We start from the raw sequence: 19824 nt of genomic DNA, 5'->3' as shown, positions 1-19824 counted from the left end.
CCGGGCGTGCGGAACCCCCGCGCCCGGCATTGTCCTACTGGTCGAAGACGCTGTACTCGACGACGCCGCGGCGCACGGCTTCGATGGCCCGGTGCGCGGTCTCGCGCAGCTCGGGATCGAGCCCTTCCACGCCGCGCAACTGGTCCAGGACGTCCACGGTCTGTTTGGCCCAGCGCACGAAATCCCCCGCGGCCAGGTCCGTGCCGGTGAGCGTCCGGGTCAGGGTGGCGCCCCGGGCCCAGCGGTACATGGCGTCCGCGAGCCCCAGCTCGGGGGCGGCGGTGAGCGGCAATCGGTGCTCGGCCTCGCGCGCGGAGAGCACCGACCAGTTGTGGAGCAGGATCTGGACGGATTCCTCCATGTGGGCCGTGGGCATCTTGGGACGCGCGCCCTGGTCCTCGCGCCGGGGCTGGTAGACGAGTGCGGTCATGACACCGGCAAGTCCGGGGGCGTCCAGTCCGTCCAGGAAGCCGTCCCGCAGGCACAGTGCGAGGAGCAGGTCCCGCTCACCGTAGAGCCGGCGCAACTGTTCGCCCGCCGCGGTGGGCTGCAGGTGGCCGGATTCGTCCGGGCTGAGATACTCGAAGTGCGTGAGCACCGCGCACACGCGGTCGAAGGTCGCGGCGATGCTCCCGGTGCGCCCGGCGATCTGCTTACGCAGTGCCTGGGTGTCCTTCTCGAGCTTCCACGCGCGCTCCGCCCAGCGGGCGTGTTGTTCGCGGTCCGAACAACCATGACACGGGTGCGAACGCAACCGTCGGCGCAGGTCCTCGATCCGGTGATCGCGCGCGGAGGTCCCCCGGTCGAAGCGGATCGCGTGACCGCCCGAGCGGGCGCGCGCGGGACGGTGCTCGCGCAACGCGGCCCGCACGGTCGCGGCGAGGTCCTTGCGTTCCTGGGGGGACTTCCCCGAGAAGTGCTTGGGGATCCGGATCCGGGATTCGGGTTCCAGGGAACCGTCCAGGTCGTTGACACCCACCCGGCGCAGTTTGCCGTCCACCGTGAGAATGTGGGGGCGCGGGTCGAAGGGGTGCGCGTCCTCGCGCAGCACCACGGCCCACCCGGCGTTGCGGCCCTGAGGGATCTCGATCACGTCCCCGGGCAGCAGGTCCTGCAGGGCCACCGCGGCGTCGTTACGTTGACGCGCCGAGCGGGACTTGCTCGCGGACTTCTCCTCCGCCGTGAGCTCACGGCGGAGCGCAGCGTACTCGGTGAAGTCGCCCAGGTGGCACGTCATGGCGTCCCGGTAGCCCTCGAGGGTCTTCTCCTGGGAGCGCACCCGTTTGGCCAGGCCCACGACCGAGCGGTCCGCCTGGAACTGCGCGAACGAGGTCTCCAGGATGGACCGGGAGCGTTTGGCCCCGTAGCGCGCGATGAGGTTGGTGGACATGTTGTATGTGGGCCGGAAGCTCGAGTTCAGCGGGTACGTGCGCGTGGACGCGAGTCCCGCGACGGCCTGGGGGTTCATCCCGTCCCGCCACAGCACCACGGCGTGGCCCTCGACGTCGATCCCGCGCCGGCCCGCGCGCCCCGTGAGCTGGGTGTACTCCCCCGGGGTGATGTCCACGCGAGCCTCACCGTTGAACTTGTCGAGGCGTTCGAGCACCACGGAACGGGCCGGCATGTTGATCCCGAGCGCCAGGGTCTCCGTGGCGAACACGGCCTTGATGAGCCCCTCCGAGAACAGCTGCTCGACCACTTCCTTGAACACGGGCAGCATGCCCGCGTGGTGGGCGGAGATCCCCCGGATGAGGCCCTGGTACCAGTCCTCGTAGTTCAGCGCCGCGAGGTCCGCGGTGGACATGTGCGCGGTAGCCTCCGCCGCGAACGCGCGCAGGGTGCGCTGCTCCTGCGGCGTGGTGAGCCACAGGTCCGCGGCCACGCACTGTGCCACGGCGGCGTCGCACCCGGCGCGGGAGAAGATGAAGGTGATGGCGGGCAGCAGGGCCTCGGCGTCGAGCCGGCGCAACAGCTGGGGGCGGGAGATCCGCTCCTGACGCCCGGTGCGGGGCTCCTGGTGGCGGCCGCCGTGACGACGGCGATTGCGGTGACCGGGTCCGCGCCCACCCGACCGACCCCCGCGGGGATGCTGGGCGCGGAACAACCGCAGCAGCTCGGGGTTGACCTCGGGTTCGTCCCGGTGTTTGTCCGAGTGGCGCTGCGCGGCCTCCTCGACCGTGGTGTCGTCCACGAACAGGTCCAGCAGCTGCGGCCCCACCTGGACGTGCTGCCACAGCGGGACCGGACGGTGTTCGGAGACCACCACGTCCGTGCTGCCGCGGACGTCATCGAGCCACGCACCGAATTCCTCGGCGTTGGAGACGGTCGCGGACAGGGACGCGAGCTGGACGTGCTCGGGCAGGTGGATGATGACCTCTTCCCACACCGCACCGCGGAAGCGGTCCGCGAGGTAGTGCACCTCGTCCATGATCACGAACCCCAGGTTCGCCAGGGTGGACGAGCCCGCGTAGAGCATGTTGCGCAGCACCTCGGTGGTCATCACGACCACGTCCGCTTCCGAGTTCACGGATGTATCACCCGTGAGCAGACCCACACGGTCCGAGCCCCAGCGGCGCGAGAATTCGTGGAACTTCTGATTGCTCAGCGCCTTGATGGGCGTGGTGTAGAAGGCCTTCTTACCCCGGGTCAGTGCGAGGTGGATCGCGAACTCCCCCACCACGGTCTTTCCCGCGCCCGTGGGGGCGGCCACGAGCACTCCCCGGCCCTCCTCGAGAGCGCGGCACCCCTGCGTCTGGAACGGGTCCAGTTCGAAGTCCACGGTGTTCTCGAAGGCCGACAGCTCCGTGCTCACGTGGGCCGCGCGAGCCTTCGCGGCAATGTACCGTTCGGCGGGGGAAGACATGCTCCCACCCTACGCGGTGCCTCTGACACCCCGGGAATCGGGGCGGATCAGTCTCCGTGGGCGGTGCTGCCCATCGAGCGCAGCGCTTCCGCCGAGGTTCCCCGGTCCGCATTGGCACCGGTCGCGGCGGCCTGCCGGGCCTGCTTCTTGGCGCGACGCCGGTCCAGGTACAGACACAGCCCCACGGCCACGAAGAACAGCACCAGCAGCGGGATGGCCAGGTAGAGCATGGTCACGGGATCCGGACCCGGCGCGGCCATCGCGGCGATCACGAGAACGACCACCACCACAATCCGCCACGCCTTGAGCACGGTGCGCCCGGACAGCAGGCCCAGCACGTTGAGACCCACGAGCAGCACGGGGACCACGCACGAGATCCCGAACGTCAGGATGAGCTGAAGGAAGAAGCGCAGGTAGATCCCGGCCTCCACGAAGTTCGCCCCGCCCTCGGGCGTGAACGCGGTGAGCGCGTAGACGGCCGCGGGCAGCGCGGTCACGGCCAGGGCGCACCCACCCAGGAACAAGGGGATCGCCGCGGCGAGGAAGCCCATGGCGTAGCGGCGTTCGTTCTTGTGCAGCGCGGGCGTGATGAACGCCCACAACTGGTACAGCCACACCGGCGACGCGAAGATCAGCCCGAGCACCACGGCGACCTCCACCATGATGTTGAAGGACCCGCCCACCGAGGAGTAGTTGATGGTCGCGGTGCGCCCGGACTCGGCCAGGCGCTGCAGCGGCTCGGTGATGTACTGCATGAACGGCTCGTACGCCATGAAGCCGAGCACCGCGCCCAGCACGGTGGCCACGGCGGACTTGATGAGGCGGTTACGCAGTTCCCGCAGGTGCTCCTTGAGCGCCATCTGGGCCTGCGGGTTGTGCCGCCGCGACGTGCTCTTGCGGCGTTCCCGGCGCTGTTGCCGGGTGGAACCGGGGGCCTTCCCGGAATCCGTGGTGGACATGGGTCCCTGTCCTCTCTGACGGGCCGTTCACCCGCATGCGACGGGGCCGAGCCGTGCGGCTCGGCCCCGCGCGGGTCCCGACGGACGATGCCGGGATCAGGCGGTGGGGCGCTGGTTCTGGTCCACGGTGGGCGCGGGCTGGCCCGGCTGCGGGGTGATCACGGTGGGCTGCTCGGCGGCCGGCTGTTGCACCGAGGGCTGGGTGCTCGACTGCGCGGCGGTGGTGCCCGCGACGGGCTGGCCATCGGCGACCGGCTGGCCGTTGACGGTCACGTTCGGATCGTCGTCGCGCTTCATCTCCTTGACCTCGGACTTGAAGATGCGCAGGGACTGGCCCAGGCTACGAGCCATCCCGGGCAGCTTGGGGGCACCGAAGAGGAGCAGGATGACCACGAGGATCAAAACGAGGGTCAGGGGGCTGTCAAACAAGCGGCCCATGGCGGAGTCCTTTCTGTTCAACCCGGCGCACGTCCGAATACCTCTGGGGCTGCCCCAGGGTGTCCCTGCGCTGCATCCTGCGGATGAGCCGAGCTGTTTGTCGTTGGTCCCGGCCGCTACGGTAGGCGGCGCGGGTCTCGTCCACCGGGGTGAACATGGCTGGCGGGGCGGGTGTGCGCAACGGCGTGGAGTGTCCCTGGGCCGCGGCGTTCCAGCGGGTGGCGAAATCGGTACCGCTTCGCTCGATCTCGTCCAGCGCGGGCAGCACCTGCGTGCGCACGACCCGGTAGAGCACCCACCCGATGAACGCGGCAGCGCCCAGGACCAGAACGGTCCACAGCACGACCCACATCCACCACAGCATGGCCCCAGTATAGGCAATCGACGGCTACGGACGCCCGGGGGTGGGCTCGGGACAGCTGCTGTTCAACCACTGTTCAACGGCGGCCACGGCCTCGGGCGGTGAGACCACGCCCACGTGTCCCGCATGCCGTGTGACCAGGGACGACAGTGCATCCAGTGTGGGGAAGTCCACCTCCGCGGCCACGTACTCGGGCAGTGGACGCGGCCCCCGCGCCGCGCGTGCGCGGGACCCGGGAATCGGCTGGGAGTTCGCCTCCCGGGGCGCGGCGTCGGATTCCTCCGTCTCCCCCGGTGCCGAGGGCACGGAGACCTCCACGAAGCGCTTGGCGTGGTAGTGCTCCACGATCCACCGCCCGCGCCGATCGGTGACGACCACGGCCTGGACCGGACGACGCTTGGCCGGTTGGATACTCGAACGCACCTCCGATTCCATGCGCGGGTGCACCTCGGCCTCACCCACGTCCTCGCAGCCCACGATCCGGTCGGTGCGGAACGTGCGCGGCGCGTTGGCCTGCAGGCACCAGCCCCGCACGTACTGCTGCCCGTCCGAGAAGATCATCCGCACGGGGTCCACATGCCGCTCCGTGACCTCGTCCCGGGAGGCCACGAGGTACTGCAACCGCACGCGCCGGCCGTTCTTGATCGCGTCCCGCAGGCGGGTGACGAGCGCGCTGTCACGGGGCTCCGCGGCGGCGTCGGCGTCCGGTGCCGCAAGCGCGTCCGCGAGCGGCAGCGCGTCCGCGGCGGTCGCGACCTTCTGCATGGCCGAGCGCACGACCCTGCTGTCACCGCCCGGAACGGCCTGCAGGGTCTGCAACCCCATGAGCAGCGCGCTGGCCTCGGGGACGGTCAACCGCACGGGTTCGGACAGTTCCTGCGCGTTGCCCAGGTAGATGTGGCCGTCGTCCCAGGACGCGTCGATGAGCTGGTCCGGCATGTGCCCCGGGCGCCCGCACACGAACAGGGTCTGCAGGTCGTTGACGAGTTCCGCGTCCGTGATCCCGAAGTGCCGGGCCGTCTCCTCGAGCTCCGCGCCCTGGTGGGCGTAGACGTGGCGCACGATGTGTAGCAGCCGCGCGAGGTGCTGTTCGGTGCTGGCCTTGGCCGCGCCGTGACGGCGCTGCTTGCCCCAACGCACGTCCACGCCGGGCATCCGCGCTTGGAAGGCCCGCGCGTCACGGAGTCTGCGGGCCACGGCGTCGGCGACCGCGTTCTGGGTCGCGATGTCCTCGGCGGCCGGGGCGTCGTCGCTCGTCGAATCGGGTTCGGCCGACGGCCCGCCCTCGGCCGTCGGGGCGCTCCCGCCCTGTGCGGCGTCGCCCCGAATGCCGGGCACGGGTTCGCGGGGCACCCGGGCGTCCGGGCCCGCCGCGCACACGTGTTCCGCCGCGGACTCGGTGTCGTGCACCGCGAGCTGCACGGCGTCGTAGCCCTCGGGAGCCCGCCACGCGGGTGAGTCGGACGGCGCAGCAATGCGGCGCAGCAGCTGGCCCGCGCCCTGGCGGACATGGACCACCACGCACAGCTGCGGCGGCTGGCTGACCATGCGCGCGAGCTGACCGCCCATGGAAAAGTCCCGGGGCGGCTCGAACGTCTCGCGCGTGGTTTCTACCTCGGAGATGATGCGGGAGAGCCGGAACGTGCGCTGTGCACGCCGGTCCGTGTCCCAGCCCGCGAGGTACCAGGCTCCGTAGCGGGAGCCCACACCCCACGGCTGCACCGTGCGCTGGGAGAATGCCCCGGTGCGGTCCACGTAGTCGAAGCGCACTGTGCGGTGCGCAAGCACTGCCGAGAGCAGCGGCTCGAAGGCGGGGTCCGCCACGGCCACGGTGGGCTGCAGGTCCCGGCCCGGCGCGGCCTCGCCGCTGAGCGCCGGTTCGAGCTTGTCGAGGGCGCGGCGTGCGAGCCGGTCCTGGGCAGCGTCGTTCCATGCGTCCGCCGCGACGGCGAGCACCGCGGACTCCTCTGCACTGAACCGTACCCGGGGCAGCCGGTACGAGCCCCGGGGCACGCGGTAGCGCGGGGTGAGCTGCGCGTCCGAGGCCCAGGGGTCGTCGTCCGGGATCTCCTCCACCGGGTACCCGAGTGAGCGCAGGTGCGCCTTGTCGCGCTCGAACATGCGCTCGAACGCGTCCTGGTTCCCGGCGCGGTCGTAACCGGGCACGATCCCGCGCAGCTGCTCACGGGTGTACCCGGACTCGCGGTCGAGCAGGGCGATCAGCAGGTTGAGGAGCCGCTCGGCGGACGCCGTGGTGGAACGGCGCGCCGAGGGCCCCGCGGAGGGCGCCATTCAGCGAACGTCGAGCAGGTCCACCACGAAGATCAGGGACTCGTCCGGGCCGATCACGGCGCCGGCGCCGCGCGAGCCGTACGCCAGCTCGGAGGGGATCTCCAACCGACGCCGACCACCCACCTTCATGCCCAGCAGACCCTGGTCCCAGCCCTGGATGACCTGTCCCACGCCCACCGTGAAGCCCAGCGGCTCACCGCGGTTCCAGGAGGCGTCGAACTCCTCGCCCCCCGAGTACGTGACACCCACGTAGTGGCACGAGACCGTGTCCCCGACCTTCGCCTCCCGGCCGGTGCCCTGGATCTCGTCCACGATCCGCAGCTCGGTGGGAACCGGATCCTGGGGGAAGTCGATCTCCGGCTTGGAACGATCAAGCTTGCGCTCTCCGAATGACACGGGCTCTACCTTTCGTCGTGGGCCCCCGGGCGGGGCCGTGCCGAGCACACAGTGTAGCCGTGTCTCACTTGCCGGACGCAGAGGACTCCGGGCTCGCGCTCGGTGCCGTGGACGCACCGGGAGTGGCGCTCGCCGAGGCCTGCGGGCTCGCGGTCTCCGTCTTCGGGGTAGGTGTGGTGCCGAGGATGTCCACCACGAACACGAGCGCGCCCGCGGGGTACTGGGAGTCCTTGCCGAGCTCCTTCTCCGTGCCGTAGGCCTTGTCGGTGGGGATCACCAGCTCCACGCGCGAGCCCACCTTCTGGCCCTCCAGACCCTCCTTCCAGCCGGCGATCACACCGTTGAGGGGGAAGGAGGCCGGGTTGCCCTTCTCGTAGGAGGAGTCGAAGGACTTTCCGTCCGCCCAGCGCACGCCCACATAGTTCGCGATCACGGTGTCCGACTCCTTGACGGTGTCACCGTCCCCCTTGATCAGCACGTCCGTCTTCAGCTCCTTGGGCTCGCTACCGGCGGGCTTGGCGATCGTGGGGGTGCCCTTGTCGTCCTGTGTAACGTTGGGCATGCCCTTGGAGGGGGTCTTCATCTTCTCGTTGAGCGACGGCATGATCTTCTTGGTCACCTGGTAGACCTCCACCGAGGTGGAGTCGTCCCCCTCGGAGGCCGCGCCGCTGGTCTTGGGAGAGCTGTACGCGATGATCTCCCCCTCCTTGGCCTTCGTCAGGGCGTCGTACATCTGCGGCAGGGAGTCCTTGAGCTCGTCGTTGACGGTCAGCACCTGTCCGGCACCCTGACTGTAGGTGTCCCCCAGCGAGGAACCATCCGAGCCCTTGTACAGGGCCGCCTGCAGCATGATGCTGTCGCCGGCGTGGATCTCCTCACCGTCCCCTTCCTTCAGGACCTTGGTCTGCGCGTCGTCCACCTTCATTGGGGTCTTGAAGGACACCGACGGCGCGGTGCCCTGCGAGGGGTCTGCGGACAGTTCCACGGAGTCCCAGCCCGAGCCCCCGCCGCAGCCGGTCAGCAGCAGGGACAGGGCGAGCGCGGCGGTGCCGGCAGGGATGATCTTTCGCACGAGGGGGTGACCTTTCGTCATCGGGGTGCTGGCTCGGGGCCAATGTAGAGGACCCGCGTGGGCCGCGGCTGGGAGAGTCCCCGGAACACTGCGGGCGGGTGGGGTCAGGCGCGTCCGGAGGTGATCTCTGCGATCAGCTCCTCGACGTCCGGCTGGGTGGTGGCGAAGGGGTCCTTGCACATGACCGTGCTCTGCTGGTGCTCCCCGTTGAGCTTCAGGTGCACCCAGTCCACGGTGGTGCTGACCCCGGCGTCGTGGGCCGCGGCCACGAACCGCCCGCGCATCCGCGCCCGGGTGGGAGGGCCTTCGACGACGGCGCGCTCGACGTCCTGCGGGGCCACGAACGTCTCCACGGCACCGCGGCGCTCCAGCATATGGAAGAGTCCGTGGCGCACGGAGGTGTCGTGGTAAGCGAGGTCCAACTGCGCCATGCGGGGGTGGGACCAGTCCATCCCGTGGGCGCTCGCGTAGGAGTCCAGCAGCTTCTTCTTGATGGCCCAGTCCAGCTCGCGGTCCACCAGCGAGCTGTCCTGCTCCTCGACGGCGCGCAGCCCACGGTCCCACAGCCCGACGACCCAGTCGAGGCGGTCGTGGTGCGCGCCGTGGCGCTGCACGAACCGGGTGACTTCCTCAAGGTACTCGCGCTGCAGTTCGATCGCCGAGCGGTAGCCCCCCGCGGCCAGCTCCAGCGGTGCCAAACCGGTGAGGTCGTGGGAGACCTGCCGCAGGGCGGCAGCCGGGTCCGCGAGCGTGCGGTCCGGCAGGATCTGGCCCGCCTCGATCATTCGCAGCACCGCGTCCGTGATGCCGATCTTCAGCGCCGTGGTGGTCTGGGACATGGACGAGTCGCCCGTGATGACGTGCAGCCGGCGGTAACGCTCGGCGTCCGCGTGCGGTTCGTCCCGGGTGTTGATCATGGGGCGGGAACGGGTGGTGGCCGAGGACGACCCCTCCCATACGTGGTCCGCCCGCTGGGAGAACGAGTAGCCGGGGCGCCCGTCCCCCAGGGCCAGGGAGCCGAAGGGCGGCGGCCCGTCCGGGTGCACCCGACCCGCGCCCACGAGGATCTGCCGCGTCACCAGTAGCGGCAGCAGGTGCTGGACCAACCGGGAGAACTCCGTGCGGCGGGCAATCATGTAGTTCTCGTGCGAGCCGAACGAGTTGCCGGCGGAGTCCGCGTTGTTCTTGAACAGGTGCACCGTGCCGCCCACGCCCTCGGCGTCCAGGCTTTCCTGCAGCTGAGCGCGCAGGTCGTCCACGATCCGTTCGCCGGCGGCGTCCTGGGCGACGACGTCGTGCAGGGTTGCGGCCTCGGCCGTCGCGTACTCGGGGTGGGAGCCCACGTCCAGGTACAGGCGCCCGCCGTTAGGCAGGAACACGTTGGAGGCCCGCCCCCACGCGAGCACCGGTGCGAACAGCCGCCGCGCCGTCTCGTCCGCACCCAGGGGACGGCCCTGTGGTGCGCTGTGGATCAGGCCGAACTCGGTCTCGATCCCGTAGATCCGCCGTTCCACGGTATTACTGGCCGCCCTTCTGCACGAAGCCCTTCACGAAGGCCTCCGCGTTGGTCTCGAGTACGCCGTCGATCTCCGCGAGCAGGTCGTCGGTGCCCTGGGTGTCCCGCTGGGCCTGTGCGGCGCCCGAGGCGGGCGGGGTCGCGGGGGCCGGGGCGTCCGGTTCCTCCTCGCGGCGGGATCCGGTGCGGAAGATGCGTTCCTGTGCCATGGTGTCCTCCTGTGGCTTCTCGAATGGGGTGTGCTGCGCCCGACCGGGCGGTTCAGCCGATGTCGCTGCCCGTGACGAGGGCGGGCCGGTTCGCGGCCACGCGCTCGATCCAGGTCTCGACGTCCGGGGCGTCGAACCAGTCCTCGCACGTGTCCCGGGTGAGGTCGTGAGGTTCGGGCATCCTGACCCGAGCTCCCCGGCGGATCCCGGGGAACGTCACGGTCAGTGTGTCCCAGCCCACCGCGGCCATGTCCCGCGGGTACCGGGACACCGCGGTGCCCCGGAAGTACGCGCGGGTGTCGGTCGGCGGATGGTCCGCGGCCGCGGTGATCCGGTCGTGGTCCACGAGGGTGCGGATCCGTCCGGCGGCGGCGAGCTTGTGGTAGAGCCCCTTGTCGGGGCGCACGTCCGCGTACTGCAGGTCGATCGCCACGAGCCGGGGATCGTCCCACGCGAGACCGTCGCGTGTGCGGTACGCGGTGAGCAGCGCGTACTTGGCCGCCCAGTCCAACCGGTCGGACAAGCGTGCGGGGTCTTCGGCGAGGTCCGTGAGCACCTCGTCCCAGGTCTGCAGCACGTGGGCGGTGTCCTCGTCCAACCCGTTCGGGGCCAGCTCGGTCTCCAGCGCCAACGCTGCGCGGTAGTACTCGCGCTGCAGCTCCACCGCGGTCAACTCCCGACCGTTCGCGAGCGCCACCGTGGTGCGCAGGGACGGGTCGTGGCTGATGGCCTGCAGCGCGGCCACGGGATCCTCGAGCTCGAGGCGCGGCGCCCGGTCGTGTTCCACGAGGTTCAGCACCAGGGACGTGGTCCCGAACTTGAGCAGCGTGGCCACGTGGGAGAGGTTGGCGTCCCCGATGATCACGTGCAGGCGCCGGTAGCGGGTGTCGTCCGCGTGGGGTTCGTCCCGCGTGTTCACGATCGGGCGGTGGATCGTGGTCTCGAGCCCCACGGTGCGTTCGAAGAAGTCGGCGCGCTGACTCAGTTGGAACCCAGGATGTGAACCGTCCACCCCGAGGCCCACACGGCCTGCACCACACATAATTTGCCGGGACGCGAAGAACGGCAGCAGGGCCGCGGTGATCCGCTCGAAGGGTACGGCGCGTTCCACGGTGTAGTTCTCGTGCGCGCCGTAGGACACCGACTTGTTGTCCGTGTTGTTCTTGTAGAGGTTCACCGGCGCGGCATCCGTCCCCGCGGAAATCTCCGCGAGGTACTCCACGGCGCGGGCGGCCACCACGTCCCCCGCGGCGTCCCACGTGAGCGCGTCCAGGGGCGTGGTGACCTCCGGGGACGAGTACTCCGGGTGGGAGTGGTCCACGTAGACCCGCGCGCCGTTGGGGATCACGGTGTTCATGATCACGCGGCGCCAGTCGAGGTCCTCCGTGTACATCGCGGATTCGCTGATCGCCTCCGCGGCGATCTCCTCCGCGGTGAGCACCGGCGCCTCATCGGTGAGCTGGCTCGGGTGGGCGTCCTCGCGGGCCACGGTGAACCCCCGGGCATCCGCGAGCGGGGTCTCGGAACCGTAGTCCCACCCTGTGCCGAGCGGGGTGTCCGGGGAACCGGGCTGCGCGGCGTCGTCGTCCGATGGCGTGGGCCCGACCGAGCCAACGGACCGTTCCCTGCGTACCGCCTCCTGTTCCCGAAGCCGTCGGGCGACCCACGCGGCGTACCCCGTGACCACGCGGGTCGAGAGCACCGTGGGGTTCGCACCCGGCTCACCCTGGGCCAGCACACCGAACTCGGTCTCGCTGCCCATGATCCGCCGTACCGTCATGCCGCGCCCCCGTCCGGACGCTGCGTGCCGGAGACCCCGGGGCGGTCCACCGCGATCCGGACGTCCTGGATGGTGTCCGCGCGCCGACCGGTCAATCGGGCCCAGTCCTCCGGGTCCGCGGTGTTGGGCAGGTCCTGTTGTTCGTGGAACTCCTGGTTCACCGCGTCCACGAGGTGCTGCGAGGTGATCCCCCGCCGGCCTGTGGTCAGCAGCGTCTTGATGGCCTGCTTCTTGGCGCGGTCCACCACGTTGCGGATCACCGCGCCGGACGCGTAGTCCGCGAAGTACAGGGTCTCCTGGCCGCCGTCGCGGTACGTGATCGTGAGGAACTCGGTGTCCGGGGTGCGCGCGTACATGCGCCCGATCGCGGCGTCCACGAGCTCCCGGGCGGCCTGCGCGCGGGAGCCGGCGCGAGCGACATCGTCCTCACGCAGGGGCAGGTCCTCGGTGACGTACAGCGAGAAGATCTCCCGCGCGCCCTGCTCGTCCGGGCGGTCGATGCGGATCTTCACGTCCAGGCGACCGGGGCGCAGCACCGCGGGATCGATCATGTCCTCGCGGTTGGTCGCGCCCACCACGATCACGTTGTCGAGCTGCTCCACGCCGTCGATCTCCGTGAGCAACTGTGGCACGATTGTGGTCTCCACGTCCGAGGACAGCCCCGAACCGCGCACGCGGAACAGCGAGTCCATCTCGTCGAAGAACACCACAACGGGGATCCCGCGCGCCGCCTGCTCGCGCGCGTTCGCGAAGATCGAGCGAATCTGGCGCTCGGTCTCCCCCACGTACTTGTCGAGCAGCTCGGGGCCCTTGATATTGAGGAAGTAGCCCTCGGGCCGCGCGCGCCCGGCCTTGGCCGCGCTGCGCTCGGCGAGCGAGCGCGCAACAGCCTTGGCGATCAGCGTCTTGCCGTTGCCCGGGGGACCGTAGAGCAGGATGCCCTTGGGCGGGCGCAGACCGTGTTCGCGGTAGATGTCCGGGTGGACGTAGGGCAGTTCCACGGCGTCGCGGATCGCCTCGATCTGAGGCCCCAGCCCTCCGATGTCTGTATAGCGGACCTCCGGGACTTCCTCGAGCACGAGCTGTTCCACGTCCGTGCGTTCCACGGGTTCCAGGGCGAAGCCCGTGCGGTGGTCCACGGTCAGGGCGTCCCCGGGCTTGGGGCGCTCACGCCGCAACCGACCCGAGAGTAACAGCACGCGTTCCTCGTCCGAGCGGCCCACGGTGAGCACGCGGTCGTGGTCGATGACCTCCTTGACGGTGGCCACCTCCCCGGTGCGCTCGTAATCGAGCACCGCGATCACCACGTAGTGCTCGTTGAGCAGCACCCCCAGTCCGGGCTCGCACGCACTCAGCGACACGAGAGGGCTCAGGGCCACGCGCATCTTCCGTCCCGCGGAGAGCACGTCCACCGACGGGCCCGTGACCACGGGACCGTCCCCGGTGGCCTCCCCCAAGGGCTGGCGACCGTGGTTGACCTGCAGCACCACGGCGAACGTCGCGGGCGCCTCGGCCTCCGCCGCGAGGGTCTTCTTGAGCGTCACGATCTCCTGGCGGGACGCGTTGAGCAACCGCACCAGCTTCTCGTTCTGCGATCCCACCGCCGCGAGCTGCTTGTCCAGGTTGCGCTTCTGGTCCCGCAGCATGTTGATCTGGCGCTGGGTGATGTCCGCGGCCGAACGGCCCGCGGTGCCGCCCGATTCAGTCATCGCGCACCTGACCCTCGTCCGCGCGGGCCTGCTCGTCGATCTCCCGCTGGGCGCGCGCGGCGTGCTCGGCCAACGACGCCGCATCGCGGCCCGCGCGGCGCAGCTTGCGGTCCGAGACCACGCGCTCGCCCAGGGCCACGGGAGTCCACGCCTGCAAATCCTCTTCCGTGTACTCGCTCTTGGAAGCGCGCCGCTTCGGAGCCAACCTGGGTGCGCCGTCCACGAGTCGGCGGGACTGGATCAGGAACCCGGTGTGCGCGACCATGCGGTGGTCCGGGCGCACCGCGAGTCCCTCCACATGCCACCCGCGCACCATGGTCTCCGAGGCCTCGGGCTCGGTGAAGCGGCCGTCCGCGCGCATGGCCTCCGCCACGCGGGACAACTGCGGCACGGTGGCCACGTAGCAGATCACCACGCCGCCGGGCGCGAGGGTTGTGGCCACGGCGTCGAGGCACTCCCACGGGGCGAGCATGTCCAGGATCACGCGGTCCACGGACCCGGGCTCCTCCCGCGCGCCCAGTTCCTCCGCGAGGTCCCCGAGGCTCAGTTCCCACGCGGGGTGCGGGCCGCCGAACATGGTCTCGATGTTGCCCCGGGCGATCTCCGCGAACTCCTCCCGTCGCTCGAACGAGTGGACGTGGCCTTCGTCCCCCACCGCGCGCAGCAGGGAGATGGTCAGCGCGCCGGAACCGACCCCGGCCTCCACGACCCGGGCGCCCGGGAAGACGTCCGCCATGGTCACGATCTGCCCGGAGTCCTTGGGGTAGACCACCGCGGCTCCGCGGGGCATGGACAGCACGAAGTCCTTGAGCAGTGGCCGCAGCGCCTGGTACTGGATCCCCGAGGTGTTGGACACGACCGTGCCCTCGGGTTGGCCGATCAACAGCTCATGTGCCAGCACCCCGCGATGGGTGTGGTGTTCCCCTCCGTCCACCAGGGTGATGGTGGTCATCTTCCCGGTCTCGTCCATGAGTTGGACGCGCTCGCCGGAGCGGAACGGGCCGCGCCGGTTGGCTGCTCCCCGCACGGTGGCGCCGGTGGGGTTCGGGTGGGATTCCTGCTGCTCGCTCATCTGCTCGCTCTCACGCGTGGTCGTCGTCGGGGCCGTCCGGCTCCGTAGGTACGCCCGCACCGCGGGCCGCCCCGGGCCATTCTCCCACCGTAGCCCCGATCGGATCACCACGCCCCGCGGTGATGGCCCCCACCGCGCTCATGGAGCGATCAGGCGCGCAGGGCCAAGCGTGCGAGGTCCTCGTGGTGCACCACGCCCGTGACGTGACCGGCACCGTCCACGACGCACACCCAGGCGCGGCGCCCGGACTCCAGCACGCGGGCCAGTTCGCCGCCGGGGGTGCCCGGGTCCACGGTGGCGTCCGCGGGGTGCCATTCGGCTACGTCCCCCACGGCGACGACGCCGCGGTGCGCCGGTGCCACCCGTTCGGCGAGCTCGGGGTCCAGCAGGCCCACGGCACCGCGGTCACGGACGACGACGTCCGGGGTCCATCCCCGGTAGTCGTCCCCCGTGGCGGCCATGACGGTGGCGTCCACGAGGGCCAGGGGCGTGGTCGGGGAGAACTCCATCGCGGGACGCGCGACACCCCCGGCCCGCACGGCGTCGAGCACGCCCAGAGCGCGTGCCTGGCGCAGCGCCTGCCCCGCGCCCATGAAGATGAACCCGGCCACGAGCAGCGTGATCACGAGCACCACCGGTTGGCGCCATACCTGCGCCCACAGCAACCACGCGACCGTGAGGATCGCGATCCCGCGCCCGCACCACGCGGCCACGGTCGTGCCCTTGGCCTCCGAGCGGGTCAGTGCCCACACGATCGCCTCCACCACGCGCCCGCCGTCGAGCGGCAGTCCGGGCAGCAGGTTGAACAACCCCAGGATCCAGTTGGCCAGGATCAGCAACTGGACGAGCGCCCACCCCGGGCCCGCGGGGCTGTCCGCGGTCACGAAGAGCACACCGGTGCCCAGCGCGGCGAGCACCACGTTGCTCAGCGGTCCGGCCAGGGACACGAGCGCGGTGGGCAGCGGCGTGGTGCGCACGCTGCCGAACGCCGTGTGCCCGCCCATGAGGGTCAGCACGATCCGGGTCACTGGCCACCCGGCCGCGCGACCCGCGAGCGCATGGGCGAGTTCGTGCACCAGCACGCTCAGGGCCAGGCCCACCGCGAAGCCCAGGGCCAGGAGAAGGTTGAGCCAGCCGAGCTCGGGGTACAGCCGCCACAGCACGGGCCCGTACATCACCAGGGTCAACCCCGCGATGAGGAACCACGAACGGTCCAGCAACAGCTCCACGCCCAGCAGCAGACCCAGCCGCACCCCGCGGGGTCGGGGGCCGGCGGGGGCCGGTGCGGCGCGATCGTCGGAGGGCTGGCGGAACCGGGGAAGGGGCATGCTGAACATGGTAGGTGCGCCCGCCGGTACCGCGCTGGGGATCGGCTCGTGGAACACCCGCACGGGCCGTACAGTGGGACGGTGACCACGTTGGACAATAATTCGGAGCAGCCCGGTATCGGACCTTTCGGGGTCGTGCGTGACGGTGCGGACCAGGAGACCGTCACGGTGCTCATCGCCGCGTTCGAGGGCTGGAACGACGCCGGCGACGCCGCCACGGACACCCTAAAGCTCATCCGCGAGCAGCTCAACGCGAAGGACGTGTTCGAGGTCGCCTCGGACGACTACTACGACTACCAGTACTCCCGTCCCGTGATCCGCCGGCCCCTGACCGGGGAGCAGAAACTGCACTGGCCCACCACGCGGTTGTCCAAGGCGTCGGTGCCCGGGACCAACCTGGACGTCGTGCTGTTGCACGGCTGGGAACCGTCCTACCGGTGGCGCGCGTTCACCGCCGAACTGCTCGAGCAGGCCGCGGCCCTGGACGTGGACTTCGTGATCATGCTCGGCTCGCTGCTCGCGGACGTCCCCCACACCCGCCCGATCCCCGTGACCCTGACCTCGGACACCGAGGAGCTGCGCGAGGAACTGGACATCGACGCCCCCCAGTACGAGGGACCCACCGGGATCGTGGGGGTGCTCTCCCACATGGCCGCGCTCGCGGGCTTCCCCACGCTGAGCATGTGGGCCGCCGTCCCGCACTACGTGGCGCAGTCGCCCTCCCCCAAGGCGCAGCTCGCGCTCGCGCGCCGCCTCGAGGACCTGCTGGGCATGGCCCTGCCGCTCGAACCCGTGGTCGAGGACGCCGAGGCGTGGGAACGCGGCGTGGACGAGCTCGCCTCCGAGGATCCGGAGGTCGCGGACTACGTGCGCCAGCTCGAGGAGGCCAAGGACACCGTGGACCTCCCGGAGGCCACCGGGGACGCGATCGCCCGCGAGTTCGAGCGTTACCTGCGCCGCCGCGACGACCGCGGCTGACCGCGCGGGTCCGTCGGAGGCGGGGCGCTCAGAGTTCGATGCCGAGCAACGCCTCGACCGTGGCGCGCGCCAGCGCGGCGTCCTCGGCCGACGCCCCCGCCCCACGCGCGGCGGCGCCGCCCAGGTTGCGTGCGGCCCACGCGTCCACCGCGATCAGTGCCGCGGGAGCGTTGAGGTCCTGACCGAGGGCCGCGCGAACGGCCTCGAGCAGGGAGTCCGCCCCGGCCGTTTCAGGTTTGACGGCGGCCTCACGCCACGTGGCGAGGCGACGCTTCGCCTGCTCGAGCAGGTCGTCAGTCCAGAACCAGTCCGTACGGTAGTGGTTGGCGAGGATCGCCAGGCGGATCGCGGCGGGATCCACTCCCTCCCGGCGCAGGGTCGAGACGAGCACCAGGTTGCCCTTGGACTTGGACATCTTCTCGCCGTCCAGCCCCACCATCGCGGTGTGGACGAAGTGCTCGGCCATGGGCTCACCGGACAGCGCGTACGAGTGGCCCGCGCCCATGTCGTGATGCGGGAACGCGAGGTCCGAGCCCCCGCCCTGCACGGTGAACGGCGCGGGCAGGTACTGCAGCGCGATGACGCTGCACTCGATGTGCCATCCGGGGCGGCCCTCACCCAGTGACGCACCGTCCCAGAACGGTTCGCCCTCGCGCTTGACGCGCCACAACAGCGGGTCCAGCGGATCACGCTTGCCCGTGCGTTCGGGGTCGCCGCCGTGATCCGCGAAGAGGGGCAGCATGCGCTCCCGGTCCAGGCGACACGTGGAGCCGATCACCCATGCGTCGGGGTCGTCGGCGCGCAACCGCCCGGCGGCGTCGACGTCGAAGTAGACGTCCCCCGCGGGCTCCGAGCGCCCGTCCTGGCCGGTGCCCTCCGGGACGCGGTACGCGAGCCCGCGTTCCACGAGGCGTTCGACGGCGGGCACGATCCACTCGACGGCCTCGGTGGCCCCCACGTAGTGATCGGGGGCCAGCACGTTCAGGGCCGCCATGTCGGTGCGGAACAACTCCGTCTGTTCCTCGGCGAGCTCGCGCCAGTCCACGCCGGTGTCGTTCGCCCGCTCGAGCAGGGGGTCGTCCACGTCGGTGACGTTCTGAACGTAGTCCACGGGGAAGCCGGCGTCCCGCCACACCCGGTTGAGCAGGTCGAAGTTCACGTACGTCGCGGCGTGGCCCATGTGCGTGGCGTCGTACGGGGTGATCCCGCACACGTACAGTCCCGCCCGGCCCTCACGCGGTTCCAGCCGTTCGAGCTCCCCCGTGCTTGTATCGTGCACGAGGGGTGCGGGCGAGGTCCCGGGCAGTTGCGGAACCGGACGGCTGGACCAACGCTTCATGTTCACCTTCGCTTGGACGATTCTTGGACTCCCTCGAACGCAACGGGCGCACCGGGGCCGCTATTCCCTGGCGACCGCGAACGCGCACGTCCGGGCCGAGGGCGGTGCTGATCACGCGCTGATGAGCCCCGTTCCGAGCATCACGAACAGCGCGGCACCCAGCAGGATGCGGTACCACACGAACAGGTTGTAACTGCGTTCCGAGATGTAGTGCATGAACCACCCGATGATCAGGTAACCCACGCCGAACGCGATCAAGGTTGCCACCGCGGTCTGGCCCAGGGAGTAGACCCCGCCGGGTTCGGCGCCGCTGACCGCCTTGTACAGCTGGTACAAGCCGGAGGCGAACACCGCGGGAATGGCCAGCAGGAACGCGTAGCGTGCCGCGGCCGCGCGGGTGTAGCCCATGAGCAGACCCGCGGTGATCGTGCCACCCGAGCGGGAGACACCGGGCACCAGTGCCAGCGCCTGGGCGAAACCGAAGCCCACGGCGTGCTTGACGGTCAGGTCCTCCAGGTGACGTTCCTGCTTACCCATGTAGTCCGCGATCGCCAGGAACAGACCGAAGACGATCAGCATGGTCGCGGTGATCCACAGTGAGCGGAACTGGGTCTCGATGTAGTCCTGCAGCAACAGACCGAGCACGGCGATGGGCAGTGAACCCAGGATGATGAACCACCCCATGCGGGCGTCCGGGTCCTTGCGGTCCACGCGGCCGCTCAACGACAGCGCCCACTTCTTGATGATGCGCACGATGTCCCGCCAGAAGAAGATGATCACAGCGGTCTCGGTGCCCAGCTGGGTGATCGCGGTGAAGGTGGCCCCGGGGTCCGCCCCGTTGGGCAGGAACTCGCCCACGATCCGCAAATGGGCGGAGGAGGACACCGGCAGGAATTCGGTCAGCCCCTGTACGAGGCCCAGGATTATCGCTTCGATCCAGTTCACGCGACAACTGTACGGCACCCCCTCCGAGGTGCTTCCCGGCCCGTCCTGGGAAGCCGCTGGACACGCACGAAGGCCCCCGCCCGCGGCGGAGGCCTTCGCAGCTCACGTGATCCGATCCCCCGGGTCAGCGCCCGGAACGGCGTCCGTTCGAGGAATCACGGTCCTCGTTCTCGTCATCGTCATCGTCGTAGTCGTCCTCGTCGATGAGATCCTCGTCCATCATCTCGTTGTCCTCGAGAAGATCGTCGTCGTCATCGTCGTCATCATCGTCGTAGTCGAGGTCGTCGTCGGAGTCGTCCTCCTCGGCGAAGACGGTGAGCGGGGTGACCTCGTCGTAGGCGTCGTAGAGGGCTTCCTCGTAGGCTTCGAAGGTGTTGGCGATGGCCAGGTAGGCTCCGTCCACCGTGGGATCGTCGTCCGAACGGCGGTTCGCCGCGGCGGCGAGGTGTTCTTCGAGGGCGTTGACGAGCGCTTGCAGCGCGGCGCGGGGATCGGTGCTCATGGTGTAGACGTTAGCCGTTATCGGAGCAGAATGGGAGCAATGAAAGAACAACGTCTGAAGCACAG

The 19824-nt window shown here is 70.2% G+C and carries 17 protein-coding genes; 1 reads left to right on the top strand and 16 read right to left on the bottom strand.

Going from position 1 to position 19824, the window contains the following annotated elements:
* Positions 1–34: 34 nt before the first annotated feature.
* The 13 genes from B3I25_RS02675 to B3I25_RS02615 all read right to left on the bottom strand — a co-directional run bounded on the left by B3I25_RS02675 (position 35) and on the right by B3I25_RS02615 (position 15995).
* Positions 35–2863 (bottom strand): DEAD/DEAH box helicase, encoded by a 2829-nt coding sequence (locus B3I25_RS02675; RefSeq protein WP_286737719.1) that lies wholly within the window; start codon positions 2861–2863, stop codon positions 35–37.
* A 47-nt stretch (positions 2864–2910) separates the two neighbouring features.
* Positions 2911–3723, bottom strand: a complete 813-nt coding sequence (gene tatC / locus B3I25_RS02670; RefSeq protein ID WP_286737790.1) for a twin-arginine translocase subunit TatC — start codon at positions 3721–3723, stop codon at positions 2911–2913.
* A 195-nt stretch (positions 3724–3918) separates the two neighbouring features.
* Complete coding sequence (tatA, locus tag B3I25_RS02665; protein ID WP_286737718.1) at positions 3919–4260, bottom strand: Sec-independent protein translocase subunit TatA; 342 nt, start codon at positions 4258–4260, stop codon at positions 3919–3921.
* Positions 4244–4624 carry a hypothetical protein gene (locus B3I25_RS02660; RefSeq protein WP_098055482.1) on the bottom strand — a complete coding sequence of 127 codons (381 nt, stop codon included), beginning with the start codon at positions 4622–4624 and terminating at the stop codon, positions 4244–4246. Before B3I25_RS02660 ends, tatA begins: the two co-directional genes overlap by 17 nt.
* Positions 4625–4648: 24 nt before the next feature.
* Positions 4649–6913, bottom strand: coding sequence for a WYL domain-containing protein (locus tag B3I25_RS02655; protein ID WP_286737717.1), 2265 nt, complete (start codon positions 6911–6913; stop codon positions 4649–4651).
* A complete protein-coding gene (locus B3I25_RS02650; RefSeq protein ID WP_144996777.1) occupies positions 6914–7309 on the bottom strand; it encodes an FKBP-type peptidyl-prolyl cis-trans isomerase in 396 nt (131 codons plus the stop codon). It lies immediately after the preceding gene.
* Positions 7310–7373: 64 nt separating this feature from the next.
* Positions 7374–8381, bottom strand: a complete 1008-nt coding sequence (locus B3I25_RS02645) for an FKBP-type peptidyl-prolyl cis-trans isomerase (protein WP_286737716.1) — start codon at positions 8379–8381, stop codon at positions 7374–7376.
* Positions 8382–8485: 104 nt separating this feature from the next.
* A complete protein-coding gene (pafA, locus tag B3I25_RS02640; protein WP_144996781.1) occupies positions 8486–9895 on the bottom strand; it encodes a Pup--protein ligase in 1410 nt (469 codons plus the stop codon).
* A 4-nt stretch (positions 9896–9899) separates the two neighbouring features.
* Complete coding sequence (locus B3I25_RS02635) at positions 9900–10106, bottom strand: ubiquitin-like protein Pup (protein ID WP_098055493.1); 207 nt, start codon at positions 10104–10106, stop codon at positions 9900–9902.
* 52 nt (positions 10107–10158) lie between these two features.
* Positions 10159–11886, bottom strand: a complete 1728-nt coding sequence (gene dop, locus B3I25_RS02630; protein WP_286737714.1) for a depupylase/deamidase Dop — start codon at positions 11884–11886, stop codon at positions 10159–10161.
* A complete protein-coding gene (gene arc, locus B3I25_RS02625; RefSeq protein WP_064846986.1) occupies positions 11883–13595 on the bottom strand; it encodes a proteasome ATPase in 1713 nt (570 codons plus the stop codon). The genes dop and arc overlap by 4 nt, the downstream gene beginning before the upstream one ends.
* The gene (locus B3I25_RS02620; protein ID WP_064846985.1) at positions 13588–14667 is read right to left on the bottom strand and encodes a tRNA (adenine-N1)-methyltransferase; all 1080 of its coding nucleotides are present in this window, start codon (positions 14665–14667) and stop codon (positions 13588–13590) included. Before B3I25_RS02620 ends, arc begins: the two co-directional genes overlap by 8 nt.
* Positions 14668–14816: 149 nt before the next feature.
* On the bottom strand, positions 14817–15995 hold the full coding sequence (locus B3I25_RS02615) for a site-2 protease family protein (protein WP_286737713.1): 1179 nt from the start codon (positions 15993–15995) through the stop codon (positions 14817–14819).
* 81 nt (positions 15996–16076) lie between these two features.
* Here B3I25_RS02615 and B3I25_RS02610 point away from each other — a divergent pair, with 81 nt between their 5' ends.
* The gene (locus B3I25_RS02610; protein WP_064846984.1) at positions 16077–16973 is read left to right on the top strand and encodes a PAC2 family protein; all 897 of its coding nucleotides are present in this window, start codon (positions 16077–16079) and stop codon (positions 16971–16973) included.
* Positions 16974–17001: 28 nt separating this feature from the next.
* Here the strand turns inward: B3I25_RS02610 and mshC are convergent, their stop codons facing one another.
* The 3 genes from mshC to B3I25_RS02595 form a co-directional block, all read right to left on the bottom strand.
* Positions 17002–18312, bottom strand: a complete 1311-nt coding sequence (mshC, locus tag B3I25_RS02605) for a cysteine--1-D-myo-inosityl 2-amino-2-deoxy-alpha-D-glucopyranoside ligase (protein ID WP_286737712.1) — start codon at positions 18310–18312, stop codon at positions 17002–17004.
* 111 nt (positions 18313–18423) lie between these two features.
* Positions 18424–19257 (bottom strand): undecaprenyl-diphosphate phosphatase, encoded by an 834-nt coding sequence (locus tag B3I25_RS02600; RefSeq protein WP_035961521.1) that lies wholly within the window; start codon positions 19255–19257, stop codon positions 18424–18426.
* 124 nt (positions 19258–19381) lie between these two features.
* Positions 19382–19759, bottom strand: a complete 378-nt coding sequence (locus B3I25_RS02595; RefSeq protein ID WP_035961515.1) for a hypothetical protein — start codon at positions 19757–19759, stop codon at positions 19382–19384.
* Positions 19760–19824 lie beyond the last annotated feature (65 nt).

The sequence above is a fragment of the Kocuria sp. UBA1838 genome (genome assembly GCF_002338785.1).
GTDB classification, from domain to species: Bacteria; Actinomycetota; Actinomycetes; order Actinomycetales; family Micrococcaceae; genus Kocuria; species Kocuria marina.
The sequence above is the reverse complement of the archived record's forward strand: the minus strand, read 5'-3'. Positions and strand labels throughout refer to the sequence as shown.